The 24045-nt window shown below is 70.7% G+C and carries 23 protein-coding genes; 13 read left to right on the top strand and 10 right to left on the bottom strand.

Translation table 11 applies throughout. The annotated features are described in order from the left end of the window. Positions 1–292: 292 nt before the first annotated feature. The 3 genes from FJM51_RS16110 to FJM51_RS16120 form a co-directional block, all read right to left on the bottom strand. Positions 293–1432, bottom strand: coding sequence for an extracellular catalytic domain type 1 short-chain-length polyhydroxyalkanoate depolymerase (locus FJM51_RS16110; RefSeq protein WP_140455168.1), 1140 nt, complete (start codon positions 1430–1432; stop codon positions 293–295). A 150-nt stretch (positions 1433–1582) separates the two neighbouring features. Continuing rightward, positions 1583–2776: an extracellular catalytic domain type 1 short-chain-length polyhydroxyalkanoate depolymerase gene (locus FJM51_RS16115; protein ID WP_140455169.1), complete on the bottom strand. Its 1194-nt coding sequence runs from the start codon at positions 2774–2776 to the stop codon at positions 1583–1585. Between the two features lie 33 nt (positions 2777–2809). After that, positions 2810–3229 carry a ribbon-helix-helix domain-containing protein gene (locus FJM51_RS16120; RefSeq protein WP_140455170.1) on the bottom strand — a complete coding sequence of 140 codons (420 nt, stop codon included), beginning with the start codon at positions 3227–3229 and terminating at the stop codon, positions 2810–2812. A gap of 201 nt (positions 3230–3430) precedes the next feature. Here FJM51_RS16120 and FJM51_RS16125 point away from each other — a divergent pair, with 201 nt between their 5' ends. The 5 genes from FJM51_RS16125 to benD all read left to right on the top strand — a co-directional run bounded on the left by FJM51_RS16125 (position 3431) and on the right by benD (position 8520). Then, positions 3431–4573, top strand: coding sequence for a muconate/chloromuconate family cycloisomerase (locus FJM51_RS16125; protein WP_140455171.1), 1143 nt, complete (start codon positions 3431–3433; stop codon positions 4571–4573). Positions 4574–4665: 92 nt separating this feature from the next. After that, the gene (gene benA / locus FJM51_RS16130; protein WP_140455172.1) at positions 4666–6054 is read left to right on the top strand and encodes a benzoate 1,2-dioxygenase large subunit; all 1389 of its coding nucleotides are present in this window, start codon (positions 4666–4668) and stop codon (positions 6052–6054) included. A 5-nt stretch (positions 6055–6059) separates the two neighbouring features. Further along, positions 6060–6584, top strand: a complete 525-nt coding sequence (gene benB / locus FJM51_RS16135) for a benzoate 1,2-dioxygenase small subunit (RefSeq protein ID WP_140455173.1) — start codon at positions 6060–6062, stop codon at positions 6582–6584. Positions 6585–6685: 101 nt separating this feature from the next. Then, entirely contained in the window at positions 6686–7705 is a 1020-nt protein-coding gene (gene benC / locus FJM51_RS16140) for a benzoate 1,2-dioxygenase electron transfer component BenC (RefSeq protein ID WP_140455174.1), read from the top strand. Next, positions 7702–8520 carry a benzoate diol dehydrogenase BenD gene (benD, locus tag FJM51_RS16145; RefSeq protein ID WP_140455175.1) on the top strand — a complete coding sequence of 273 codons (819 nt, stop codon included), beginning with the start codon at positions 7702–7704 and terminating at the stop codon, positions 8518–8520. The genes benC and benD overlap by 4 nt, the downstream gene beginning before the upstream one ends. Before the next feature lie 12 nt (positions 8521–8532). Here benD and FJM51_RS16150 read toward each other — a convergent pair whose 3' ends face one another. Together FJM51_RS16150 and FJM51_RS23830 are read right to left on the bottom strand one after the other, a co-directional pair. Beyond that, complete coding sequence (locus FJM51_RS16150; RefSeq protein ID WP_140455176.1) at positions 8533–9429, bottom strand: LysR family transcriptional regulator; 897 nt, start codon at positions 9427–9429, stop codon at positions 8533–8535. 7 nt (positions 9430–9436) lie between these two features. Next, positions 9437–9604 carry a hypothetical protein gene (locus tag FJM51_RS23830; RefSeq protein ID WP_181164594.1) on the bottom strand — a complete coding sequence of 56 codons (168 nt, stop codon included), beginning with the start codon at positions 9602–9604 and terminating at the stop codon, positions 9437–9439. A 141-nt stretch (positions 9605–9745) separates the two neighbouring features. Here FJM51_RS23830 and FJM51_RS16155 point away from each other — a divergent pair, with 141 nt between their 5' ends. After that, a complete protein-coding gene (locus FJM51_RS16155; protein ID WP_140455177.1) occupies positions 9746–10648 on the top strand; it encodes a LysR family transcriptional regulator in 903 nt (300 codons plus the stop codon). Between the two features lie 9 nt (positions 10649–10657). Here the strand turns inward: FJM51_RS16155 and FJM51_RS16160 are convergent, their stop codons facing one another. Genes FJM51_RS16160 through FJM51_RS16175 form a run of 4 tightly spaced genes read right to left on the bottom strand, consistent with a single transcriptional unit; the run spans position 10658 to position 13932 of the window. Beyond that, the gene (locus FJM51_RS16160) at positions 10658–11851 is read right to left on the bottom strand and encodes a benzoate/H(+) symporter BenE family transporter (RefSeq protein ID WP_140455178.1); all 1194 of its coding nucleotides are present in this window, start codon (positions 11849–11851) and stop codon (positions 10658–10660) included. Between the two features lie 16 nt (positions 11852–11867). Continuing rightward, positions 11868–12704 (bottom strand): 3-oxoadipate:acetyl-CoA acetyltransferase, encoded by an 837-nt coding sequence (locus tag FJM51_RS16165; RefSeq protein WP_140455179.1) that lies wholly within the window; start codon positions 12702–12704, stop codon positions 11868–11870. Continuing rightward, complete coding sequence (locus tag FJM51_RS16170) at positions 12701–13561, bottom strand: alpha/beta fold hydrolase (RefSeq protein ID WP_140455180.1); 861 nt, start codon at positions 13559–13561, stop codon at positions 12701–12703. Before FJM51_RS16170 ends, FJM51_RS16165 begins: the two co-directional genes overlap by 4 nt. After that, positions 13558–13932, bottom strand: coding sequence for a hypothetical protein (locus FJM51_RS16175; protein ID WP_140455181.1), 375 nt, complete (start codon positions 13930–13932; stop codon positions 13558–13560). Before FJM51_RS16175 ends, FJM51_RS16170 begins: the two co-directional genes overlap by 4 nt. Positions 13933–14179: 247 nt before the next feature. On the opposite strand from FJM51_RS16175, the gene FJM51_RS16180 reads away from it, so the two are divergent. Both FJM51_RS16180 and FJM51_RS16185 read left to right on the top strand, forming a co-directional pair. After that, positions 14180–15043, top strand: coding sequence for a dioxygenase family protein (locus FJM51_RS16180; protein ID WP_140455182.1), 864 nt, complete (start codon positions 14180–14182; stop codon positions 15041–15043). A 147-nt stretch (positions 15044–15190) separates the two neighbouring features. Further along, complete coding sequence (locus FJM51_RS16185) at positions 15191–16537, top strand: MFS transporter (RefSeq protein ID WP_140455183.1); 1347 nt, start codon at positions 15191–15193, stop codon at positions 16535–16537. A gap of 46 nt (positions 16538–16583) precedes the next feature. Here the strand turns inward: FJM51_RS16185 and FJM51_RS16190 are convergent, their stop codons facing one another. Beyond that, on the bottom strand, positions 16584–17279 hold the full coding sequence (locus FJM51_RS16190) for a TetR/AcrR family transcriptional regulator (RefSeq protein WP_140455184.1): 696 nt from the start codon (positions 17277–17279) through the stop codon (positions 16584–16586). A 145-nt stretch (positions 17280–17424) separates the two neighbouring features. Between FJM51_RS16190 and FJM51_RS16195 the strand changes: the two genes are divergently transcribed. The 5 genes from FJM51_RS16195 (at position 17425) to FJM51_RS16215 (ending at position 24043) form a co-directional block, all read left to right on the top strand. Further along, complete coding sequence (locus FJM51_RS16195) at positions 17425–19524, top strand: hydantoinase/oxoprolinase family protein (RefSeq protein WP_140455185.1); 2100 nt, start codon at positions 17425–17427, stop codon at positions 19522–19524. Further along, positions 19521–21119, top strand: coding sequence for a hydantoinase B/oxoprolinase family protein (locus FJM51_RS16200; protein WP_140455186.1), 1599 nt, complete (start codon positions 19521–19523; stop codon positions 21117–21119). Before FJM51_RS16195 ends, FJM51_RS16200 begins: the two co-directional genes overlap by 4 nt. Before the next feature lie 62 nt (positions 21120–21181). Then, positions 21182–22192, top strand: coding sequence for a TRAP transporter substrate-binding protein (locus tag FJM51_RS16205; protein WP_140455187.1), 1011 nt, complete (start codon positions 21182–21184; stop codon positions 22190–22192). 10 nt (positions 22193–22202) lie between these two features. After that, on the top strand, positions 22203–22754 hold the full coding sequence (locus FJM51_RS16210) for a TRAP transporter small permease (RefSeq protein ID WP_140455188.1): 552 nt from the start codon (positions 22203–22205) through the stop codon (positions 22752–22754). Then, entirely contained in the window at positions 22748–24043 is a 1296-nt protein-coding gene (locus tag FJM51_RS16215; protein ID WP_140455189.1) for a TRAP transporter large permease, read from the top strand. The genes FJM51_RS16210 and FJM51_RS16215 overlap by 7 nt, the downstream gene beginning before the upstream one ends. Positions 24044–24045: the final 2 nt, after the last annotated feature.

Genomic DNA, 24045 nt, shown 5'->3' on the forward strand with positions numbered 1-24045 from the left:
TGGCAGTCGCGCAATTCCCGCCGCTCGCGCCGCCATCGGCGCTCCCGGGATCGGCGGGCGGGACATCCCGCGGTCGTATGACAGGTTCCATGGCGGACGCGCACCCTTTCGCATCGAGCGGACGCGGATAGACCTATCATCTCGGGGAAGGTCTGTGTTCCCTAAGATGGGGGATAATCCTTTCTCTTTCTCCTCATATGGCGCGCAGGATGGCCGAAGCGGGTGCGCTTCGGCGATTTTGAGGTCAAAACGACCGGGCGGGCCACCCTGGCCCGCCCGGGCCGAGCCGGTGTCAGGGAAGCGGCGGGCGGCGCTGCCGGGCGGTCAGGCGGTGCCGGAGGAAGAAGCGCAGCATCTCGCGCGAGGCATCGGGGCCGGCGGGATCGGTGTAGCTGCCCGAGGGATGGCCGCCCGACCAGGCATGTCCCGCTTCCTCGATCACCCAGTGCTCGCACCGGGGCTTGCCGTTCGCCGCGCGGTGGATCGTCACGCGGTAGTCGCGCCCGCCCGCCGTCCGGCCGGTCTTCTCGACGCGGGCGAGCCGGGGATGGACGGCGAGGGTCCGCGCCTCGACGAAGCGGCCGTTGCGGGGGTGGACCACCGCGTCGGCCGCGCCGTGGAAGATGATGGTCGGGACCGCCGCGGCCGGCCGGTCGCCCGGAGCGCCGTGGCGCATGGCGAGGAAGGCCGAGGCCGCGTTATGCGCCGCCCCGGCCGGAACGCCGGAATGGACGCCCGCGGCGGCGAAGAGATCGGGATAGGCGCCGGCGATCACATGCGCCGCCGAGCCGCCGGCGGAGAGGCCCGCGATATAGACGCGCGCGGGATCGACGGGATGATCGCGCAGGATGGTCCGGACGATCCCCGCGATCAGCGCGGGCTCGCCGGCCCCCCGGATCTGGTCGCCGCGCAGGAACCAGTTCCAGCACCGGCCCGAATTCGCCTTCGTTGCCTGGGCGGGGTAGGCGACCAGGAAGCCGAATTCCTCGGCCAGCGCGTTCATCCGGGTACCGGCGGCGAAATCCTCGGGCGTCTGGCCGCAGCCATGCAGCATGACGACGAGTGGCATGGGCGCGGGCGCGGTATTCAGGGCCGCGGGAAGGTAGAGGCGATAGGATCGCTTGTCCCGGTCGTTCGCATGGGTCGCGAGCCGGAACGAGGCGCCGCGCGGCGCGCTGACCCGCGCGCGCGCCTTCGGCGGACGGGCGGGCATGCCCCCCGCCTCGATCCAGCGCAGGATCTCGGCCAGCCCGCCGCGGGGCTTCGCCGGCGCCGCCTTCGCCGGCTTGGGCCGGGCCGGGCTCGTCCGGGCGCGCGCCGGCCTGGTCTTGTCATCGGCGGGGGCGGGAAGGGATCCGGCCGCCGCGCGCGTCCGCGCCGGGATCACCGCCTTCGCCGCCCGGGCCGCCACGCGCTTGACAAGCTTCAACATCGCCACCCTTTGCCACGACCGGAACCTGACGGCTCGTCCCCGCGGCCGGCGCGCCGCCGGGGGACGAGCCGCCGTCCGATTCTCTTAGCCCGAATCCGGCCCGGATCGCAGGGCCAAAAGCGCGGCGCGTCGGAGAGCGTGACCGGGAGTTCAGGCCGCGTCCGGATCGGGCGGGACGGCGAGGAAGAAGCGCAGCATCTCCGCCGAGGCCGAGGGGCCTTCCGGATCGGTGAAGGAGCCGGCCGCGTTTCCGCCCGACCAGGCGTGGCCCGCCCCGTCGACGAGCCAGCATTCGAACCGGGGCGTGTCGGCGCCGCCGCTCCGGACGCGGCGCCAGCCGCGCCCGCCGGTGGCGCCCCGCTCGACCCGCTCCCCGGCGCCGTCGTGCCAGCGCGCGGCGAGCGCCTCCGCGTTCGCCGGGTGCACCACGCGATCGGCGCCGCCGTGAAAGACAATCGCCCGCGCGGCCCCGGCGCGGGGGCCTGCCGTCGCGCCGCCCTGGCCGCGCATCGCCGCGAAGGCGCTTGCGACGTCGCGCGCCGATCCCCGCGGCAGGCCCGAATGCACGCCCACGGCGGCGAAGACATCCGGATGCGTCTCCGCGAGCACCGCCGCCATCGCGCCGCCGGCGGAGAGGCCCGCGGCGAAGGTCCGGCCCGGCGGCAGGCCGAATTCGGTCGCAAGCGCGCGCGCGAGCGATGCGAGGATCGCCGGCTCCCCGGCCTCGCGGCCCTGGTGCCCCGGCTCGAACCAGTTCCAGCAGCCGGAGACATTCGCCGCGCCCGGCTGTTCGGGATAGGCGACGAGCAGCCTTTCCGTCTCGGCGAGGGCGTTCATCCCGGTCCCGGTCGCGAAATCGTCCGGATTCTGCTTGCAGCCGTGCAGCATCACCACCAGCCCGCGCAGGTCCGAGGCGGGACAGGACGGCGTGAAGAGCCGGTAGCGCCGCGTGCCCGCCGCGCAGGCATGCTCGCGCCAAAGGTAGCGCGCGCCCTCCGGAACCTCGGGGAGGGGAGCCGGGCCGCCGGGCAGGCGCGTACCGAGCCCTTCGAAGAGCGCGCGCCCCGTCCGGAGCGAACGCACCACCTCGCGCAGCCCCCGCCGCCCGGGGCCGCTCCGGGAGCGGGGCGGGGCGGCGGGCTCCACCACCTCGGCCTCCACGACATCCGGGGCGATCCGGAACGCGGGCTCGCGGCGCGCGCCGGAAGCGGGCCGGGCGGCTGAGGCAGGCTCTCCGAAGCGCCCGGCGAGCGCCGCCTGGATGATCGCCGTGGCACCCGCCGGGTCGCTCGCGCGCACGGCTTCGGTGGCCCGGGACATGGCCCGGGCGAAATCGCTGTTCATCTCTCTCTTGTCCTTTCGCGTCGGGGGCGGGCGCTAGCCGATCCGGTCGGCGAGCGCCCGTTTCACCTCGGCGCTGGCCTGGAGCGCGCCGAGGACGGTGATGGAGGCGATGGTGGCCCGGGCCAGTTCGGGCGTCACATCGGGGGCGATGCGCGCGAGGCCCACCACCCGGATCCGCAATTGCTCGCCCGCGGCGCGCACCGCCTCGAGATCGGCGGCGGTATAGTCTCGCAGCCCGAGATCGAGCGTGTGACGCTCGATCGACCGCGTGACGTCGGCCGCGTGACCCGAAAGCTGGCCCCGGATCGCCGAGCGGATGAAATCCGTCCGGTTGGAATAGAAGCCCTCCCGTACCAGCAGGTCGATCCGGCCGAGATCGACCGGGCCGAGGTTGATCGTGATCTTCTCGCTTTCGCCGCCCGCCTCCCGCGCGGGCCGCACCGGGTTCGCCATCGTAATCTCCATCCAACAGGATGGCATATGGATGGTAAATGGATGCTATCAAGGGGCGGCCCGCGTTTTTCTCGCCATGGCGAGCGGGCGCGGCGGCGCGCTTCCCGCGGGCGGGTATCACCCGAGACCATCCCAGTATTGGACTCCGGCCCCCCGGAGACGCCATCCTGAGGGCAAGCCAAACCACTGGGGAACAACGCCATGAGCAAGATCGAGCGGATCGAGACCACCGTTCTCGACATACCGACGATCCGCGGGCACGTGCTCTCGATGACGACGATGACGGCGCAGTCGATCGTGCTCGTCCGGATCCGTTTCTCGGACGGCTCGGTCGGGCTGGGCGAGGGCACGTCGATCGGCGGCATGAGCTACGGGCCCGAGAGCCCCGAGAGCATCAAGGTCGCGATCGACGCCTATATCGCTCCACTGCTGGAGGGCCGCGACGGAAACGACGTGAACGGCGCGGTCGCGCTGGTCGAGAAGGCGGTGCGCGGCAATCCGATCGCGCGCTGCGCGGTCGAGATCGCGCTCTGGGACGGGCTCGGAAAGCGGCTCGGCGTCCCCGTCTCCCAGCTTTTCGGCGGCGCGGTCCGCCGCGCGATGCCGGTCGCCTGGACGCTCGCGAGCGGGCATTCCGAGACCGACATCGCCGAGGCGGAGAAGATGCTCGCGACGCGCCGGCACAACATCTTCAAGCTCAAGATCGGGAAGCGCCGCGTGCGCGAGGATCTCGCCCATGTCGCGGCGATCGCCGACGCCGTCGGGGACCGCGCGAGCATCCGCGTCGACGTCAACCAGGCCTGGAGCCTGACCGAGGCGCGCCAGGGCCTCGCGGGCCTCGCCGCGATCGGCGTCGATCTCGCGGAGCAGCCGATCCGGACCGGCTCGCTCGCCGCGCTCCGCGCGCTGACCGAGCGGACCGGGGTCGCGATCATGGCGGACGAGCAGCTGAACGGCCCCGCCGACGCGCTCGCCGTCGCGGCGGAACGCGCGGCCGACGTCTTCGCGGTCAAGATCGGCCAGTCGGGCGGGCTCAAACGCGCCTCCGAGGTGGTCGCGATCGGCGAGGCGGCGGGAATCGGCCTCTATGGCGGCACGATGCTCGAGGCCGGCGTCTCGACCGCCGCCGCGCTGCAGCTCTTCGCGACCGTCGCGCATCTCGACTGGGGCACCGAACTCTTCGGCCCGCTGCTCATGACGGACGAGATCCTGGCCGAGCCGATCATCTATCGCGACTTCTCGGTCCACCTGCCCGAGGGTCCGGGCATCGGTGTTGAACTCGACGAGGACAAGGTCGCCTTCCACCGCCGCGACCGCGCCCGGACCCTGCAGGCGGTCGTCTAGCGCCGCCGCGAAGCCGGCGCGCCCGGCTTCTCCACCCGACCAAGCAACGAAGGCCCCGGGTCACCACCGGCGGCCCATGGAGGAGGATTGCCATGTTCACCCCCGAGGCACTCGACGAGATCGACGCCCGGCTCGACGGCATCGTCGAGGACGATCCCGCGCGGGGCGTCTTCCGCGCCCGCCGCGACATGTTCACCGATCCCGAGCTCTTCGAGCTCGAGATGAAGCACATCTTCGAAGGGAACTGGATCTATCTCGCCCACGAGAGCCAGATCCCGAACCCGAACGACTATTTCACCACCCAGATGGGCCGGGTGCCGGTGGTCATCACCCGCGACAGGCAGGGCGCGCTCCACGCGCTCGTCAACGCCTGCTCGCACCGGGGCGCGATGCTCTGCCGCTTCAAGCGCGCGAACAAGGCGACCTTCACCTGCCCGTTCCACGGCTGGACCTTCTCGAACACCGGCCGGCTGCTGAAGGTGAAGGACCCGAACGGCGCGGGCTATCCCGAGCAGTTCAACTGCGAGGGCAGCCACGACCTGACGAAGGTCGCGCGCTTCGAGAGCTACCGGGGCTTCCTCTTCGGCAGCCTCAACGCGGATGTCCCGCCGCTCGGGGAGTATCTCGGCGAGGCGCGGAAGATGATCGACATGGTGGCCGACCAGTCCGAGGACGGGCTCGAGGTGCTGCGCGGCTCCTCCACCTACGTCTACGACGGCAACTGGAAGCTCCAGGCCGAGAACGGCGCCGACGGCTATCACGTCTCGGCGGTGCACTGGAACTACGTCGCCACCACCTCGCGCCGGGGCCAGGAGGGCAAGGAGGACACGATCAAGGCGAACGACGCTTCGAAATGGGCGAAGCAGAAGGGCGGGTTCTATTCCTTCGAGAACGGGCACCTGCTGCTCTGGACCGTCTGGGCCGACCCGTCGAACCGCCCGCTCCACCCGCGTCGCGACGAGCTCGTCGAGAAGCACGGCGCGGCGAAGGCCGACTGGATGATCGGCTACCTGCGCAACCTCTGCCTCTATCCGAACCTGTTCCTGATGGACCAGTTCTCCTCGCAGCTCCGCGTGTTCCGTCCGGTCGCCGTCGACAGGACCGAGGTCACGATCTACTGCGTCGCGCCGAAGGGCGAGAGCCGGGAGGCCCGCGCCCGCCGGATCCGTCAGTACGAGGATTTCTTCAACGCCTCCGGCATGGCGACCCCGGACGATACGGAGGAATTCCGCGCGACCCAGCGCGGTTATGCCGGAGCCGCGGTCGCGAAGTGGAACGACCTGACCCGCGGCGCCACGCAGTGGATCACCGGGCCGGACGAGGACGCGAAGGCGATCGGGCTCGAGCCGATCCTCTCGGGCGCGCGGACCGAGGACGAGGGGCTCTTCGTCATCCAGCACAAGCAGTGGCGGGAGCGGATGCGCGCGGCGGTCGCGGAGGAACGCGCCGCCGTCACTCCCGTCGCCCATGCGGCGGAGTAAGCGCGATGAACGCGACGATCGGACTGGAACCCGCCGCCCGCCGCCTCTCCTTCGAGGCGATCCAGGCCTTCCTCTTCGCCGAGGCCCGCGCGCTCGACGACCGGGAGTTCGACCACTGGCTCACCTTCTACCATGAGGATTGCGATTTCTGGATGCCGGCCTGGGACGATTTCGACCGGCTGACCGAGGATCCGGAATCCGAGATCTCGCTCATCTACTATCCCGACAAGCAGGGCATCCGGGACCGGGTGTTCCGGATCAGGACCGACCGCTCCTCGGCGACCAGCCTGCCGGAGCCGCGCACCCAGCACCATATCGCCAATATCGAGGTGCTGAGCCAGGAGAACGGCGAGATCCGGCTCCGTTTCAACTGGCAGACGCTGAGCTATCGCTACGCGGCGACCGACCAGCACTGGGGCACGTCCTTCTATGTGATCGACACGACGGGGGAGACCCCGCTCATCCGGTCGAAGAAGGTCGTGCTGAGGAACGACCACATCCACCACGTCATCGACGTCTACCACATCTGACGCGGCGCGTCCGGACCGGTGGGTGCTTCGCGCCCGCCGATCCCAAAGCGAACCGTGCCAGCCGCCCGGAGACAGGGCGGGCTCCCGGGAGGAACCGAACCATGACCTACCAGATCGCACTCAATTTCGAGGACGGCGTGACGCGCATCATCGACTGTGACGAGGACGAACTCGTCATGGACGCCGCCTTCCGCCAGAAGATCAATATCCCGATGGACTGCCGCGACGGCGTCTGCGGCACCTGCAAATGCCATTGCGAGAAGGGCGAATACGAGCTCGGCTTCTATCTCGACGAGGCGATGACCGAGGAGGAGGCGGAGGGGCGCCACATCCTGACCTGCCAGATGACGCCGAAATCCGACTGCGTCGTCGCGGTCCCCGCCTCCTCCGCCGTCTGCAAGACCGCCGCGGAGGCGGTGAAGGGCGAGGTGATCGCCGTCGACCGGCTCTCCTCCACCGCCTTCGGCCTGCGGGTGCGGCCTGGCAAACCGATCCCGTTCCTGCCCGGCCAGTATGTCAACATCGGCGTGCCCGGCACCGACCGCCACCGCTCCTATTCCTTTTCCTCCGCGCCCGGCGCGGACGAGGCGAGCTTTCTCATCCGCGACCTGCCGGGCGGGCTCATGTCCTCCTGGCTCGGCGAGAGGGCGAAGCCTGGCGACGCGCTGGAACTGACCGGGCCGATGGGCGCCTTCTACCTCCGCCCGATCGAGCGGCCGCAGCTCTGGCTCGCCGGCGGCACCGGGCTCGCGCCGTTCCTCGCGATGCTCGAGCAGGTCGCGGCCGAGGGGACGGAGCATCCGATCCGGCTCTTCTACGCCGTGACCCGCGCGGCCGATCTCGTCGAGCTCGACCGGCTCCGGGCGCTCGCGGAGCGGATCGAGGGGCTGACGCTCGTCACCATCCTCGCCGCCGAGGACGAGACGCACGAGCGCAAGGGCTTCGTGACCGACCATCTGAACCCCGAGGATTTCAACCTCGGCGATGTCGACGTCTATCTCTGCGGTCCGCCGCCGATGGTCGAGGCGGTGCGCCATCACATGACGGCGCTCGGGGTCACGCCGGCGAGCTTCCATTTCGAGAAGTTCAACCCGACCGAGACGCCGGCGGTGGCGGCATGACCGCCCCGGCCTTCCGGACCGCCGCGGCGGCGCCGGGGCGCTTCGCGGGCAAGGCGCTGGTCGTGACCGGCGCCGCGCAGGGGATCGGCCGGCGCGTCGCGGAGCGCGCCGCCGCCGAGGGGGGCGAGGTGCTGATCGTCGACCGCTCGCCCCACCGCGACGAGGTGGTGGCGGCGATCGCGGAGGCCGGCGGCGTCGCCCATGCCTTCGACGCCGATCTCGAGACCTGGGAGGGCTGCGCCGCGGCGATGGCCCGCGCGGTCGAGCTCCGCGGCCGGATCGACGTGCTCGTCAACAATGTCGGCGGCACGATCTGGGCCCAGCCCTACGAACAGTACGAGCCCGCGCAGATCGAGGCGGAGATCCGCCGCTCGCTCTTCCCGACGCTGTTCTGCTGCCGCGCCGCGCTCGATCACATGCTGCCGGCGGGGCGCGGGGTGATCGTCAATGTCTCCTCGATCGCGACGCGGAGCCTCCGCCGCGTGCCCTACGCGGCGGCCAAGGGCGGCGTGAACGCGCTGACCGCCTCGCTCGCCTGGGAGGTGGCCGAACGCGGCATCCGCGTCGTCGCCACCGCGCCGGGCGGCACCGAGGCGCCGGCGCGCAAGGTTCCGCGCAACCTCGCCCGCGCGCCCTCGCAAGGCACGGACGACAGCACGACCTCGGTGATCGTGAACCAGACCATCGGGTCGAGCCTGATGCGCCGCTACGGCACGCTGGACGAACAGGCGGCGCCCATCCTCTTTCTCGCCTCCGACGAGGCGAGCTACATCACCGGCCTCACCGTGCCGGTCGGGGGCGGCGATCTCGGGTGAGGCGCGCGCGGGTCAGCCCTTCCGGGCGAGCCCGCGGGCGACCTCCTGGGCGAGGGTGGCGAACTTGTGGACATGCACGCCCTGCTCGTCGACGCGCGTGTTGATCGAGACGGCGGTGGTGCCGAGCGGCGGCTCGATCCGGTGGAAGCGGATGCCGTTGCGCGGCGCGGAACCCACGGATTCCGGCACGACGCAGACGCCCTCTCCGATCGCGACGAGCGAGAGCGCCGTCTGCAGGTCCATCGTGAAGACCCGGTTCGGCACCTCCATCCCGAGCGACCGGCACTGTTCGAGCACGAAATCGGCGTAGGAGGGGCGCGGGAATTCCGGGTAGAGGATGAAGTTCTCCGCTCCGAGATCGCGCAGGTCGACCGGACCCTCGCGGGTGTCGAGCGTGTCGGGCACGGCGACGATGAGCTGCTCGTCGCAGAGCTTGCGCGTCACGAATTCCGGATCCGACAGCGTCGGCCGCGCGAAGGCGACGTCGATCTCGCGCCGGATCAGCGCGCGGTAGAGGCTCGCGTTGTTCATCGGCATGAGGCTGAGGTTCACACCCGGATAGGCGGCCCGGAACGCCTTGATGATGTTGGGCAGGATCCCGTAGGAGGAGGAGCCCACGAAGCCGATCCGGAGCCGCCCCTCCGCGCCCTGGCCGAGCCGGCGGATCTCGAGCTTCATGTCCTCGATGCCGCGCATCAGTTCGCGCCCGCGCTCCTGGAGCCGGGCGCCCGCCTGGGTGAGGGTGATCGCATTGCGGCCGCGGTTGAACAGGATCGCGCCGAGTTCCTGCTCGAACTGCTGGATCTGGCGGCTGAGCGGCGGCTGCGCCATGCCGAGCCGCTCAGCCGCCCGGCCGAAATGAAGCTCCTCGGCGACCGCGAGGAAATAGTCGAGGCGACGGAGGTTCATCGTGGGCTCACCCCGCGTCCGCTTCGTGGCCGCGCTGTCCCGCGCCGTTCTTCTCAGCGCCGCCGAGAAATGTGTCGGGCGCGAAGGCGCGGGTCTCGCGGCGCGCGCAGCTTCCGCGATCCTCGCCGCGTGCGGAGCGGCGCGTCTCGAGCGGGCGTTCGGTCGTGTCGGACATGATTTCCTCCCCGGACCCGTCCATGCGATACCTTCGGTATCCGCCTGGCAGGCTTCTCTGCTTGCTTGTCTCCGGTATACTTGCCTCGCGCCCCGCTTCCCAATACCGTCTCGGTGCCCACGATACCCGGGAGGTATGGCGATGGAGCTGCGGCAGCTCCGTTACTTCGTGGCCGTCGCGCGGGAGCGGAACTTCACCCGCGCCGCGGAGCGGCTCCACATCGCCCAGCCGCCGCTCAGCCGGCAGATCCAGGCGCTCGAACGGGAGATCGGCGTGCGGCTGATCGAGCGCGGCGCGCGGCCCGTGCGCCTGACCGAACCGGGCCGGCTCTTCTACGACCAGGCGGTGCAGGCGCTCGAACACGTCGAGGAAATGACCGAGATGACCCGGCGGCTGGCCGAGACGGCGCGGACCCGGCTCGGGATCGGCTTCGTTTCCTCGACGCTCTACGGCCATCTGCCCGAGGTGATCCGCCGCTACCGCGCCGCCCGGCCGGAGGTCGAGATCGCGGTCCACGAAATGACCTCGCTCGAACAGATCGTGGCGCTGAAGGAGGGGCGTATCGACGTCGGCTTCGGCCGCATCCCGCATGGCGATCCCCAGGTGGCGCGGGTGCTGATGCGCAACGAACCGCTGCGCGCGGCGCTGGCATCGAGCCTCGGTCTGGGGGAGGGACCGTTCCGCCTCACCGCGCTCGCCGGTCTCCCGATCATCCTCTATCCGAAGGCGCCCCGGCCGAGCTACGCCGATCAGGTGCTGGCGCTCCTGCGCGCGCGCGGCCTGCGGCCGCCGGTTGTCCACGAGGTGAAGGAACTGCAGACCGCCCTCGGCCTCGTCGCCTCGGAGACGGGCTTCGCGATCGTGCCCGCCTCGGTCGAGCGGCTGCGGCGCGACAACGTGACCTACGCCGCGCTCGACGAGCCGGAGGCGATCTCGCCCGTCATCATGAGCACGCGCAGGGACGATCCGTCGCCGGAACTGGCGCTGATCCTGAGGCTCATCAAGCGGATGTACCGCGACCGGGGCATCCCGTTCGGCGTGTGAGCGTCGCGCTCAGGGGCGGAGCCGCCGGACCGCGCGGGTGACGAGGACGGCGCCGATCCCGACCACGACGCCCCAGAAGGCCGCGTTGATCCCGTGGATCGTCACCCCCGTCACCGTGACGATGAAGGTGACGAGCCCCGCCTGCGCGTCCTCGGGCCGCGCCAGCATGTCGCCCATGCTCCGCAGGATCGCCCCGAGCAGGGCGAGGCCCGCGAGCATCGCGATGATCTCGACCGGCAGCAGCGCGAGCAGCCCCGCGATCGAGCCCGCGAAGATCCCGCCGAGGCAGAAGAACACCCCCGCCGCGACCCCGGCGAGCCAGCGCCGGCCGGGATCGGGATGCGCCTCGGGGCCGGCGCAGAGCGCCAGGGTGATCGCCGCGAGCGCGGTGGTGATGCCGCCGAGGAAGGCGGCCGCGACCGAGGCGAGCGCGGTGACGACGATGATCGGCCGCGCGGCGACCTCGTAGCCGCTCGCGCGCAGGATCGTCAGCCCCGGCAGGAACTGCCCGGTCAGCGTCGTGAGCACGAGCGGCAGCGCGAGGCTGAGCGTCGCGCCCAGGCTGAGGCTCGGCCAGGTCAGCCGGGGCGTCGCGAGGGCGAGGCCCGCGGAATCGGGCGCGACGCCGTAGACCTGCCAGGAGAGCGCGAGGCCGAGCGCCAGCAGCGCCAGCATCGTGTAGCGCGGAATCGCGGCGGAGAGCGCGAAATAGGCGGCGAGAAGCCCCGCCATGACCCAGGGCGCGGCGGCGATCCCTTCCATCGCGTGGACGCCGAAACCGAAGAGGATCCCGGCCATCATCCCGTCCGCGACCGCGCGCGGGATCGCCGCGACGATCCGGTCGAAGAGCCCGGTCACCCCGAGCGCGAGGATCACCAGCGCGGCCGTCACGAAGGCGCCCACGACCTCGGCGAAAGGCAGTCCGGAGCCGAGCGAGATCAGGAGCACGGTTCCCGGCGCGGACCAGGCGGTGGCGACCGGCGCCCGCGTCCAGGCGCTGAGCACGATCGAGGAGATCCCGGCCGCGACCGAGATGGCGAAGACCCAGGACGAGAACTCCGCCGGGCTCGCCCCCATCGCATGGGCGGCCTGGAGATAGATGAGAAGCGGCCCGGCGTAGGAGACCAGCACGACGAGGAATCCCGCCGTGACGATCCCCGCCCAGTGCCCGCGCGCGGATCCGATCGTGTTCGAGACGGCCATCCTCCTCTCCCGAATCTCAGGCCACCGCCGGCACGAGGCCGAGAATCTCCCGCGCCTCGCGCCAGGTGGCGACCGGGCGCCCGTGTTTCTCGCAGAGCCCGACCACGCGTCTGACCAGCGCGGCGTTCGAGGGGGCGAGGCGGTCGCGGTCGAGCCGGACGTTGTCCTCGAGCCCGGTCCGCGCATGGCCGCCCCCCGCGACGCACCATTCGTTCAGCGTGAACTGGTGCGCCCCGATCCCGGCCGCGCACCATTCCGAATCCGGCGCGAGCCGCTCCATCGTCCGGACATAATAGTCGAAGACGTCGCGATCGACGGGCATCGCGTTCCTCACACCCATCACGAACTGGACATAAAGCGGCCCCCGGAGACGCCCGTCGCGCCGCATCGCCACCGCCTGGTGGATGTGGCTCAGATCGAAGGCCTCGATCTCCGGCTTCACGCCGCGGGTCCGCATCTCCGCCGCGAGCCAGTCGACGAGATCGGGCGGGTTCTCGTAGACCCGCGCGGGGAAGTTGTTCGACCCGACGGCGAGGCTCGCCATGTCGGGGGCGAGGGCCAGCATCGCGCCCCGGCTCCGCCCCGCGCCGGAGCGTCCGCCGGTGGAGAACTGGATGATCATGCCGGGGCAGTGCTTCTCGATCCCTTCCCTCAGCCGCGCGAATTTCTCCGGATCGGAGCTCGGCGTCTCGTCGTCGTTCCGGACATGGGCGTGGACGATGGTCGCGCCCGCCTCGAAGGCCTCCTGGGTGCTCTCGATCTGTTCGGAGACGGTGATCGGCACCGCGGGATTGTTCGCCTTCACCGGCAGCGAGCCCGTGATCGCGACGCAGATGACGCAGGGTTTCGTCATTTCAGCGCCTCCGCCGGCACGCGCATCCGGGTGAGCGCGTCGAGGAAGAAGGGCCGGAAGCCTTCCGGATGCTCGCTCATCGGGAAATGCCCGAGTTCCTCCATCACCGCGAGCGTCGCGCCCGGGATGGCCGCGGCGGTCCGCCGCGCATCCTCGGGCGTACAGGTCAGATCATAGGCGCCGACGAGGATGTGGACCGGCGCGCGCGCCGTGTCGATCCGGCCGAGCCGCCCGATCAGGCTGTCGTCGCGGGTGTAGAAGGAGAGATCGCCCCGGAAGACGCCGGGACCGGAGGCCATGAACATCCAGAGCGTGTTCCACCGCTCGGCCTTCGGCGCGTAGGGCGAGATATTGGCCGAGACCAGCGCCGCGCCCATCTCGCCGCCATGGGCGTCGGGGCGGTGGAACCAGTCGATGTCGTACCAGGCCGGCTGGAAGTCCGAGGCCTCGATCGCGATGAAGCCCGAGAAGACCTCCGGGCGGAGCGCGGCGAGCTGCAGCGCGATGCGCCCGCCCATCGAGCAGCCGGCGAGGATCGGCCGGTCGAGCCCGAGCGCCTCGACCACGGCGAGCACGGTCGCGACATAGGCCTCGGTCGTCAGCAGGTATTCCTCGGTCTCGAACCCCTCGGGCGGCAGCGACTTGCCATGCCAGGGCATGTCGAAGGCGATCAGCCGGTGGTCCTTCGTCACCTCGGCGTCGTTCATCAGGTGCCGCCACTGCCGCGTGTCGGCCCCGGCGGTGTGCAGGCAGAGGACGGGGCGCCCCGCGCCTGCCTCCTCGAAATAGATCCGGCGCGGCGCGCCCTCGACCTCTACGGTGACGTAGCGGCCGGTGATCGGTTCGATGGCGCTCATGCGAAAGCCTCCTCGCGCGGCAGGGCCAGGAATTCCTTGAAGAAGCGCAGGTTCTTCACGAGCGCGAGGATGTCGCCCTCGATCGTCGCCCGGCCGATGGTGACGAGCCCGAAGACGTCGTGGAAGCCGGGGCGGGGCCGGGGCTTCCAGAACTCCGCCAGCGCCTCGGCGTCGGTCTTGATCGCGAAACGCCAGGGCGTCTTGCGGCTCGGCCCGGGCAGGATCTCGGCCAGCCGGCCCTTCTCGAAGACGAGGTAGTATTCCGCCTCGCCAACCTTCAGGAGCACCGTCTCGGAGACGAGCCGGCCGAGACGGAGAAGATGCGGTGTGGCGTCGAGCCGCGATTGCATTCGCCGCAGAAGTGGCAGCATGATTTCCCCCGGAAAGAGCTGGTGACGAGATACGCGCCGCAACCTGCGCCCCGTCCCGGCGCGGGGCAATGGCGCGGAGGGTATCCGCCGATACCGTCCGGGCCCGGCGGCGCGGTCCCCGGGCGGAGTATCGACCGATACCGAGCCGGGCATTGGTTCGGACCGGGTGCTTTGCGACAGTTCAGGGGTCAGCCTCCGGCCAGCCCGGTTTCGGACGTAACGCAAGCCAAGAATTGGGGGGAGAATCGTGCCCAAGGTAACGATCGACAACATCACCGACGTCGTGATCGGCTCACTCGGCCAGAACGGCGAGGTCACGCCGCGGCAGCGCGAAATCATGGTCTCGCTGCTCCGGCACCTGCACGGCTTCTGCAAGGAAGTGAGGCTCCAGCACCACGAATTCCTCGCCGCCTGCGACTATCTCGCCCGCGCCGGGCGGACCTGCGACGAGAAGCGGCAGGAGTTCATCCTGCTCGGCGACATCCTCGGCGTCGAGGTGCTCGTCGACATGCTGACGAACCCGGTCACCGGGGCCGAGAGCGAGTCGACCGTGCTCGGCCCGTTCTACCGCGACAACCCGCCGATCCTGCCCGCAGGCGCCTCCGTCGTTCAGAAGCATTTCGAGGGCGAGGAGACCGTGCTCTTCGAGGGCGTCGTCACCGACGAGAACGGCGCGCCGCTCGAGGGCGTGATCCTCGACGTCTGGGAGGACGCGCCCAACGGGCTCTACGAGAACCACGATCCCGACCAGCCGGACTTCAACCTCCGCGGCCGCTTCCAGACCGACGCCGAGGGCCGCTACGCCTTCCGCGCGCTCCGGCCCGTGCCCTATCCGATCCCGGACAACGAGACGGCGGGCGAACTGCTGCGCTTCATGGGCCATCACCCGTACCGGCCCGGACACATGCATTTCATGATCCGGAAGCCCGGCTACGGCACGCTCATCAGCCAGATCTTCGACGCCTCGTCGAAATGGCTCGACAACGACTCGGTCTTCGCGGTGAAGGACAGCCTCGTCGCGGAGTTCCGCCCGACCCCGGACGCCGAGGACGATCTGCACGTCGGCTTCGACTTCGCGCTGAGGCGCGAGAAGGCGCTCGTCGACGCCTGATCCGGCCCGAAGCCCCCGCGCCCGCGCGGGGGCTTCCACCGTCCGGACGCCGCGCCGGACCCGTTCCAGGAAAATGACAGGACCACGACCGGAGCCGCGCCCCGCGCGCTTCCCGGTGTCGCTTGTCCCGATACACGGAGGATATCCATGGCCCGTCGCATGCTCGACGCGCAGGAGGTGGTGAACGCGCATCCCCTCTCCGCCTTCCAGAAACGCGTCATCTTCCTTTGCTTCCTCGTCGTCGCGATCGACGGGTTCGACACGGCCGCGGTCGGCTTCATCGCCCCCGCGCTCAAGGCCGAATGGGGCGCGACCCCGGCCGAGCTCGCGCCGCTTTTCGCCGCCGGGCTCTTCGGGCTGATGGCCGGCGCCTTCGTCTTCGGCCCGCTCGCCGACCGGTTCGGGCGCAAGCCGGTCCTGACGCTGACGACGGTCTTCTTCGGCCTCGCGACGCTGGCCTCGGCCTTCGCGCCGGACATCGGGACGCTGACCGCGCTGCGTTTCGTCACCGGGCTCGGCCTCGGCGGCGCGATGCCCGCCTCGATCACGCTCACGGCCGAACTCTGCCCGGAGCGGCGGCGCTCCTCGCTGGTGACGCTGATGTTCTGCGGCTTCACCATCGGCTCGGCCTCGGCGGGGCTGGCCGCCTCCTCGATCGTCGCGGCCTTCGGCTGGCCGGGGCTCCTCGCGCTCGGCGGCGCGATGCCGCTCCTGCTCGCGCCGGTTCTCGCGCTGTTCCTGCCGGAATCGCCGCGCTATCTCGCCAATCGCGGCGCCGATCCGGCGCGGATCTCGGCCGTGCTCTCGCGCATGGCGCCGGAGGCCGATCTCGACGGGGCGAGCTACCTGCGCCCGGCCAAGACGCCCGGCTCCCCGGTCGGCCAGCTTTTCAGCGACGGGCTCGGGCTCGGCACTCTGCTGATCTGGACCGGCTTCTTCATGAGCCTGCTCGTCTTCTACCTGCTGTCGAGCTGGCTGCCGCTGCTGATCACCTCGGCGGGATTCTCGATGGAGAACGCGGCGCTGATGGGGGCCACGCTCGCGACCGGCGGCACGGTGGGCGCGATCGTGATCGGCCGGCTCATGGACCGGTTCGAGCCGCACCGCGTCCTCGCCGGCGCCTATCTGCTCGCGGGCGGCTTCGTGATCCTGCTCGGGACCTCGGTCGCCCAGCCCTGGCTCTTCGTGCCGGCGATCTTCGGCGCGGGCTTCGGGGTGGCGGGGGCGCAGGTCGGCATCAACGCGCTCGCCGCCGGCTTCTATCCGACGGCGAGCCGGGCGACCGGCGTCTCCTGGGCCAACGCGGTCGGCCGCTCCGGCTCGGTCCTCGGCTCGACGCTCGGAGGCGTGCTCATGTCGCTCGGCTGGGATCTCGCGACCGTCTTCGCGGCCGCCGCGCTGCCGGCCTTCCTCGCCGCGCTCGCGATGGTCGCCAAGGGCCGGGCCGCGCGGCCCGGAACGCCGCCGCCGGCCGCGGCCGCGCCCGCCGACTGAGGCCGGCGGCGACATCGCCGGGGCGCCGGAAGGCCGCGCTCCGGCCCTATGCCGAGGGCGCGTCCCCGGCGCCGGCGTTCCAGCGGTCCGGGTCGCGCAGCGCGTAGCGGCGCACGTTGTCGCAGATCAGGGCGCGGCGCCGGGCGATGCTCCCGGGCGAGAGCACGTCGACGTCGAAGGTGATGCCGAAGGTATGCGACGTCGCGACCGTGAACCAGCATTGCGACGCGACGACCATGTAGAACTCCATCGGGTCGAGGCCCTCGCGGAAGATCCCGCGCGCGACGCCGGCGTCGAGGATGCGGCGCAGGATGTCGAGGAGGCTCGAGACATGGAGCCCCTCCTGCCCGACCCGCCGCAGATGCGCGCCGCCATTGAGGTTCTCGATCCCGACGAGGATCAGGAAGTCGGGATTGTCGATGTAGTACTGGAAGGTGAAGGCGACGAGCCGGTCCAGCGCCTCGACCGGATCCTCGGGCAGCGACAGCTCGACCTCCGCCTGGCGGACCTTCTCGTAGGCGCGGCGCAGGACCTCGCGGTAGAGCTGCTCCCGACCGCCGAAATGCCGATAGACCAGCGCCTTGTTGACGCCCGCCTCGGCGGCGATCGTCTCCATCCGCGCGCCGTCGAGCCCGACGGCGACGAAATGCCGGTGCGCCGCCTCCAGGATGCGGGCGCGGGTCGCCTCGCTGCGCCTCTGATGCCGCGACGGCGGGCTGGGCGGATCGGATATGTCGGTCATGCTCACGCTTTCATCGCTCGGGACAGTGTTCCGCGGTTTTCGCGGGCAGAAGAGGGCCCTTGCCGCTTTGGTAAACAAAATTCATTGACAGGAAATCCGGTTTGGCGTTCGATTAACTGCAACGTTATCGTTACAGGAAAGCGCAATGTCCGTCGATGCCCGATTTCGCGTAGCTTCCGACGTCGGAGGGACGTTCACCGACAGCATCGCCTATGATTCGGTTTCCCGGCGGATCACGGTCTCCAAGGTTTCCACCACGCCCGCGAACCGCGCGCTCGGCACCGCCGAGGGGCTGCGCGCGGCGCTGGCCCGGCAGGGGGCGACCGGCGCGGACGTGGCTTATGTCGGCCACGGGATGACCACCGCCACCAACGCCGTCATCCAGCGCAACGGCGCGCGCACCGCCTTCCTGGTCAACGCGGGCTTCCGCGACCTGCTCGGGATCGGACGCCAGAACCGGCCCACGCTCTTCGACATCGCCGTGGCGCGGCCGGAGCCGCTCGCGCCCCGCGAACTCTGCTTCACCGCGCGCGGCCGGATCGGATCGGCGGGCGAGGAGATCGAGCCGCTCGCCGAGGAGGATGTCCGCGCGGCGGCGAGGGCGATGGCGGCCGCGGGCGTCGAGGCCGTCGGCGTCCTCTTCCTGCATTCCTATGCCAACCGCGCGCACGAGGCGCGGGCCCGCGCGATCCTCGAGGCGGAACTGCCCGGCGTGCCGGTCTGCGCCTCGACCGACATCAGTCTCGAGTTCCGCGAATACGAGCGCGCCAGCACCACGGTGCTGAACGCCTATCTGCGGCCGGTGATGGAGACCTATCTCAGCACGCTCTCGGCCATCCTGCGCGACGCGGAGGCGGGGCTCGGGCTCGCGCCGGAACGGCCGGTCATGGTGATGGACGCCGCCGGCGGGCTGATGAGCCTCGAGAGCGCGCGCGAGAAGCCGGTGCACACCGTGCTCTCGGGCCCGGCGGGCGGCGTCGTCGCCGCGGCGCATGTCGCGGCCGGCGCGGGCATCGGCGACATCATCACGATGGACATCGGCGGCACCTCGACCGACATCAGCCTGATCCGGAACGGCCGTCCCGAAATCACCCGGAGCGCCGCGCTCGAAACGGTGCCGATCCAGCTGCCGGTGATCGACATCAACGCGATCGGCGCGGGCGGCGGCTCGATCGCCTGGATCGACGCGGGCGGCGCGCTCCGCGTCGGGCCGGCGAGCGCGGAGGCGGTGCCGGGCCCGGTCTGCTACGGCCGGGGCGGGGACCTGCCGACGGTGACGGATGCCAATATCGTGCTCGGCCGCTTCGACGCGGGCTCGCGGCTCGGCGGCACGATGGCACTCGACGCGGAGGGCGCGGCGCGGGTCATCCGGCGCGACATCGCCGAGCCGCTCGGCCTGACGCTCGAGGAGGCGGCGGCCGGCATCCTGCGCGTCGCGCATGCCAATATCGTGCGCGGCATCCGCGTCGTCTCGGTCGAGCGGGGCTACGACCCGCGCGACTTCGCGCTGGTGCCCTTCGGCGGCGCCGGCCCGATGCATGGCAGCCCGGTCGCGCGCGAACTGCGGATGCCGCGCGTGCTCGTGCCGCCAACCCCGGGCATCCTCTGCGCGATGGGGCAGCTCATCTCCGACCTGCGCCACGACCTGGTGGAGACGCATATCGCGCCGCTCGACGAGCTGGGCGAGGCGGGGGCGAAGGCGCTGATCGACGGTCTCGTGACCCGCGCCCTCGCCGATCTCGACCGCGACGGCGTGGCGGAGGACCGGCGCGAGGTCGAGGTCCGGGTCGATCTGCGCTACGCGGGGCAGAGCTTCGCACTGCCGATCGACACCGAACCGGCGGCGCCGGGCTGGTGGGAGGCGCTGCCGGGCGCGTTCAACGCCGCCCATCTCGCGCGCTTCGGCCATGCCGATCCCGAGGTGCCGCTCGAAGTCGTGGGCTTCAGCGTGACCGGCATCGGCCGCATCGAGAAGCCCCTGCTGCCGGAACTTTCCGAAGGGGGGCCGATCCCGCCCGAGGCCGCGAGCCGGGGCACGCGTGCGATGTATTTCGAGCCGGACGATTCCGGCGGTGAGGGCGCCTGGCACGAGGCCCGCGTCCTCGCCCGCGACGGGCTTCTCGCCGGCAATGTCGTGACGGGCCCCGCCGCGATCGAGGAAGTCTCGGCCACCACCATCCTCTATCCCGGCGACCGCGCGACGGTCCTTTCCTCCGGCGACATCATCATGGAGATCGCGCGATGAGCGGCTTCGACCCGATCCGCCTCGAAGTCCTGCGCAACGCGCTGGAGGCGACGGCGCAGGAGATGGGCGCGGTGCTGAGACACACCGCCTTCTCCCCCAACATCAAGGAGCGCATGGACGCCTCCTGCGCGCTCTTCACCGAGGGCGCGGAACTCGTCGCGCAGGCCGAGCACGTGCCGGTGCATCTGGGCTCGATGCTGCGCGCGGTTGCGCCGACGCTGGCGGTCACCGGTCCGCTCGACGCCGGCGACGTGGTGATCGTGAACGATCCCTATGTCGGCGGCGCGCATCTGCCCGACATCACGCTGATCGCGCCGGTCTTCATCGACGGCCGCCGCGTCGCCCATGTCGCGACGCGGGCGCATCACTCGGACGTGGGCGGGATGGAGCCGGGCTCGATGCCGGGCCGTTCGACCGAGATCTTCCAGGAGGGGATCATCATCCCGCCGGTCCGGCTCTACCGCGCGGGCGCGCTTCAGGCCGACATCCTCGCGATGGTGCTCGCCAACGTCCGCACGCCGGAGGAGCGGCGGGGCGATCTCAACGCGCAGCTCGCCGCGCTCCGGATCGGGGAGCGGCGGATGGGCGAGCTCGCCGAGCGTTTCGGCGCGGACGGGCTCGAGGAGGGGATGGCGGCGATCCTCGACTATACCGAGCGGCGCATGCGCGCGCGGCTGGCGGAACTGCCCAGGGGCGTCTGGTTCACCGAGGATTGCCTCGACAGCGACGGATCGAGCGACGAGCCGGTGCGGATCCGGCTCCGGATCGAAGTGACCGAGGATGCGATCTCCTTCGATTTCGACGGCACCTCGCCGCGGGTCCGGGGCAATGTCAACGCGGTCGCGCCGATGTGCTGGTCCTCGGTCTTCTACTCGCTGAAGCTGCTGACCGATGCGAGCCTGCCGCCGAACGCGGGCGTGCTGCGCCCGGTCAGGGTTCATATCCCGAAGGGCAGCTTCCTCGACGCGCAACGTCCGGCGGCGGTCTGCGCGGGCAATACCGAGACCACGCAGCGCCTCGCCGACACCGTGCTGCGCGGCTTCGCCCAGATCGCGCCGGACCGGATCGCCGCGGCCTCCAACGGCACGATGAACCTGATCGGGATCGGCGGCGTCGATCCGAGGAACGGCCGCCCCTACACCTACATCGAGACGACGGGCGGCGGTCAGGGCGGCCGGCCGATGGGGCCGGGCATGTCGGGCGTGCATGCCAACATGTCGAACACGCTCAACACGCCGATCGAGTCGCTCGAGGTCAGCTATCCGCTGCGCTGCCTGCGCTACGAGCTGCGCGAGGGGTCGGGCGGGGCGGGAATGAATCCCGGCGGCGAGGGCATCGTGCGGGCGATCCAGATCATCGGCCACGAGGCCCGCGTCTCGCTCCAGACCGACCGCCGCCGCTTCGCCCCCTACGGGCTGCACGGCGGCGAGGACGGCGCGAAGGGCCGTAACTCGACCTTCGACGGCGACGGGCGGCGCGAGGAACGCCCCGCCAAGGGATCGCTCACGCTCCGCGACGGCGAGACGGTCATGCTCGAGACCCCGGGCGGAGGCGGCTGGGGCCGCCCGGTCCCGGCGAGCCAGGCCGCGGAATGACCGAGAAAGACCGGCGGACTCCCCGCCACGACACACCGGAAGAAGGGATCGATCGCATGGGAATGGAGACCTTTAAGCAGTCGGCGCGCCGCCTGGCCACCTTCGCGATGGCCGCGCTGGTCCTGAGCGCGGGCGCCTCCGCCGCCGAGACCTGGCGCTTCGCCACGAAGATGCCGCCCGACAGCCCGGAGGGGAAGGTATTCCAGTTCTTCGCCGACCGCGCGCGGGAACTCTCGGACGGGGACATGGACGTCCAGGTCTATCCCTCCGAGCAGCTCGGCAAGGAGGCCGCGGTGCTGGAGCAGCTCGAGCTCGGCACGATCAACATCTACGCCGAGGACGCCTTCTTCCTGCAGAAATGGGTGCCCGACATCAAGTGGATCGCGCCGCCCTTCCTGTTCCAGAGCCGCGAGGAGTGGGTCGCCTATACCAACAGCGACCTCGCGAGGAGCTGGTTCCAGCAGGCCGAGGAGATCGCCGGCGTCCGTCCGCTCGGCGAGCCGATGGCGGTGGTGCGCGGCCCCTACCGGGTGCTGATCTCGAAGGCGCCGGTCAAGGGCTACGAGGACATCCGCGACATCACGCTCCGGATGTATCCCGACGAGCTCGCGATCTCGGTCTGGAAGCACCTCGGGGCCGAGCTCGCGATGCTCGCCTGGACGGAAACCTATCAGGGCCTGCAGAGCGGGCTCGCGAACGCGGTGACGAGCCCGGCGGCGCTGGTCGAGTCGATGGGATTCTACGAGCAGGCGCCCTACATCACGCGGACCAACGAGTTCTGGCAGGGCCTGCCGTTCATGATGAACGCGGCCGCCTTCGACGCGCTGCCCGAGAAGGACCAGAAGGCGCTGCTCCGGGCGCATGAGGAGGCGGGCGCCTACAGCGCCGAACTCATGGAGGAGAACGCGTCGAAGATGCGCGCGGAACTCGAGGCCAGGGGGGTGACCTTCACCGACATGCCCCTCGACCCGCTCTTCGCCGAGATGGAGACGTGGTACGCCGAGCACGACGCCGCCGGCGCGCTGCCCGCGGGGATGCTGGCCGCGGCCGAGGCCGCCAAGGCGGCGAAGTAAGGCGGTGTCGATGGCGAGAGACACGACCCGGAGCGCGCCGCCAGGCTGGCTGCGCGCCTTCGACCGCGGCATGGACCAGCTCGCGACGGCGACGCTGACGGGCGCGGAGCTGATGCTCGCGGCGATGCTGGTCATCAACATGCTCAACATCGCGCTCCGCAACCTCGGCCTCGGCGGCCTCCTCTGGGTGGCGCCCTGGACCGGGTTCCTGATGGTCTGGTGCGTGTTCCTCGCCTTCTTCGCGATCTACCGGCGGGGAATGGACATCACGCTGGCCTTCTTCACCAGCCGGTTCGGCCCGGGGCCGAACCGCGTCTTCCGGCTGATCGGCGCGCTTTGCGGCCTGCTCGTCTGCGCGGTGCTGATGCTGGAGACGCCGCAGATCATCGCCCGCCAGCGCGGCGTGCTCGAACTGGTGGGGGTGCAGCGCTACTGGCTGTCCGCGCCGATGGTGCTTTCCGCCGCGCTGCTCTCCATCCACTTCCTCGTGGAGGCGGTGGCGCTCGCCCTCGGCTGGCGCGCGGCCGCGGTCGCCGATGAGACGGAGCAACTGCAATGGTAGCCCTGACGATCTTCGGCGTCTTCCTCATCCTCATGCTCATCGGGGTGCCGGTGATCATCGCGCTCGCGGTCGGCACGCTCGCCGCGATGGCGCAGATCGGCCTCGCGGACAGCCTCCGGACGCTCTACGTCTTCCCGCTCAACATCCTCGAGGGGATCGACAGCCCGGCGCTGCTCGCGATCCCGTTCTTCATCCTCGCCGGGCACCTGATGACGGCGATCGGGCTCACCGACCGGATCTTCGTGCTCGCCAACAGCCTCGTCGGCCACCTTCGCGCCGGGCTCGCCCAGGTGAACGTGGTCTGCTCGCTCTTCTTCGGCGGCGTCACCGGCTCGGCCATCGCCGATGTCGCGGGGATCGGCAATCTCGTGATCGGCCAGATGGAGAGCCGGGGCTACCCGAGGCCCTTCGCGGCCGCGCTGACCGTCGCGAGCTCGGTGATCGGGCCGACGATGTGGCCCTCGGTGCCGCTGCTCATCTACGCCTTCGGCGCGCAGGTCTCGGTGGAGCGGATGTTCCTCGCCGGGATCGGCCCGGGCATCGTGCTGGTGCTGGCGCTGCTCGCCTACAACCGGATCGTCGCCCGGCGCTACAACGTGCCGCTGACGCCCCGCCCGCCGCTCGGCCGGATCGCGGGCGAGTTCGGGCGCTCGGGCTGGGCGCTGCTCGCGCCGATCATCATCATCGGCGCGATCACCACCGGCTTCGCCTCGCCGGTCGAGGCGGGCGTGATCGCCTGCGCCTACACGCTGCTGCTCGGGATCGTCTACCGTTCGCTCTCGCTCGCCCGTGTCCGCCACGCGATGACCGAGACGGTGCTGCTCTTCGGCTCGGTCCTCATGGTGATCGGCGTCTCCGCGGCGATGAGCTGGGTGCTGACCTACGACCAGGTGCCGCAGAAGCTCGCCGCCGGGGTGCTGAGCCTCACCGACAACAAGTACCTCTTCCTCCTGATCGTGGTCGCCTTCTTCCTGCTGATCGGCACGGTTCTGGAGAACATCCCGGCCATGGTGATCCTGATCCCGATCATGATGCCGCTCGTCGACCACTTCGGCATCGACCGCGTCCATTTCGGGCTGATCATGGTCTATGGCCTGCTGATCGGCATCGTCTCGCCGCCGGTCGGCGTCGCGCTCTTCATCGTGACCAAGATCGCCGACATCACCTTCGAGGAGGTCTGCCAGGCGATCCTGCCCTTCTTCGTCCCGCTGATCGTCGTGCTCTTCATCATCACCTACGCGCCCGCCGTCGTCCTGTTCATCCCCAACCTGCTGCTCGGAGGAGCATGACC

Origin of the sequence: Amaricoccus solimangrovi, assembly GCF_006385685.1 — a bacterium.
Classification (GTDB): domain Bacteria; phylum Pseudomonadota; class Alphaproteobacteria; order Rhodobacterales; family Rhodobacteraceae; genus Amaricoccus; species Amaricoccus solimangrovi.

Coding starts and splice junctions, on each gene's coding strand:
- FJM51_RS16110 (WP_140455168.1), bottom strand. CDS start 1,432: ATGTTGAAGCTTGTCAAGCGCGTGGCGGCCCGGGCGGCGAAGGCGGTG.
- FJM51_RS16115 (WP_140455169.1), bottom strand. CDS start 2,776: ATGAACAGCGATTTCGCCCGGGCCATGTCCCGGGCCACCGAAGCCGTG.
- FJM51_RS16120 (WP_140455170.1), bottom strand. CDS start 3,229: ATGGCGAACCCGGTGCGGCCCGCGCGGGAGGCGGGCGGCGAAAGCGAG.
- FJM51_RS16125 (WP_140455171.1), top strand. CDS start 3,431: ATGAGCAAGATCGAGCGGATCGAGACCACCGTTCTCGACATACCGACG.
- benA (WP_140455172.1), top strand. CDS start 4,666: ATGTTCACCCCCGAGGCACTCGACGAGATCGACGCCCGGCTCGACGGC.
- benB (WP_140455173.1), top strand. CDS start 6,060: ATGAACGCGACGATCGGACTGGAACCCGCCGCCCGCCGCCTCTCCTTC.
- benC (WP_140455174.1), top strand. CDS start 6,686: ATGACCTACCAGATCGCACTCAATTTCGAGGACGGCGTGACGCGCATC.
- benD (WP_140455175.1), top strand. CDS start 7,702: ATGACCGCCCCGGCCTTCCGGACCGCCGCGGCGGCGCCGGGGCGCTTC.
- FJM51_RS16150 (WP_140455176.1), bottom strand. CDS start 9,429: ATGAACCTCCGTCGCCTCGACTATTTCCTCGCGGTCGCCGAGGAGCTT.
- FJM51_RS23830 (WP_181164594.1), bottom strand. CDS start 9,604: ATGTCCGACACGACCGAACGCCCGCTCGAGACGCGCCGCTCCGCACGC.
- FJM51_RS16155 (WP_140455177.1), top strand. CDS start 9,746: ATGGAGCTGCGGCAGCTCCGTTACTTCGTGGCCGTCGCGCGGGAGCGG.
- FJM51_RS16160 (WP_140455178.1), bottom strand. CDS start 11,851: ATGGCCGTCTCGAACACGATCGGATCCGCGCGCGGGCACTGGGCGGGG.
- FJM51_RS16165 (WP_140455179.1), bottom strand. CDS start 12,704: ATGACGAAACCCTGCGTCATCTGCGTCGCGATCACGGGCTCGCTGCCG.
- FJM51_RS16170 (WP_140455180.1), bottom strand. CDS start 13,561: ATGAGCGCCATCGAACCGATCACCGGCCGCTACGTCACCGTAGAGGTC.
- FJM51_RS16175 (WP_140455181.1), bottom strand. CDS start 13,932: ATGCTGCCACTTCTGCGGCGAATGCAATCGCGGCTCGACGCCACACCG.
- FJM51_RS16185 (WP_140455183.1), top strand. CDS start 15,191: ATGGCCCGTCGCATGCTCGACGCGCAGGAGGTGGTGAACGCGCATCCC.
- FJM51_RS16190 (WP_140455184.1), bottom strand. CDS start 17,279: ATGACCGACATATCCGATCCGCCCAGCCCGCCGTCGCGGCATCAGAGG.
- FJM51_RS16195 (WP_140455185.1), top strand. CDS start 17,425: ATGTCCGTCGATGCCCGATTTCGCGTAGCTTCCGACGTCGGAGGGACG.
- FJM51_RS16200 (WP_140455186.1), top strand. CDS start 19,521: ATGAGCGGCTTCGACCCGATCCGCCTCGAAGTCCTGCGCAACGCGCTG.
- FJM51_RS16205 (WP_140455187.1), top strand. CDS start 21,182: ATGGAGACCTTTAAGCAGTCGGCGCGCCGCCTGGCCACCTTCGCGATG.
- FJM51_RS16210 (WP_140455188.1), top strand. CDS start 22,203: ATGGCGAGAGACACGACCCGGAGCGCGCCGCCAGGCTGGCTGCGCGCC.
- FJM51_RS16215 (WP_140455189.1), top strand. CDS start 22,748: ATGGTAGCCCTGACGATCTTCGGCGTCTTCCTCATCCTCATGCTCATC.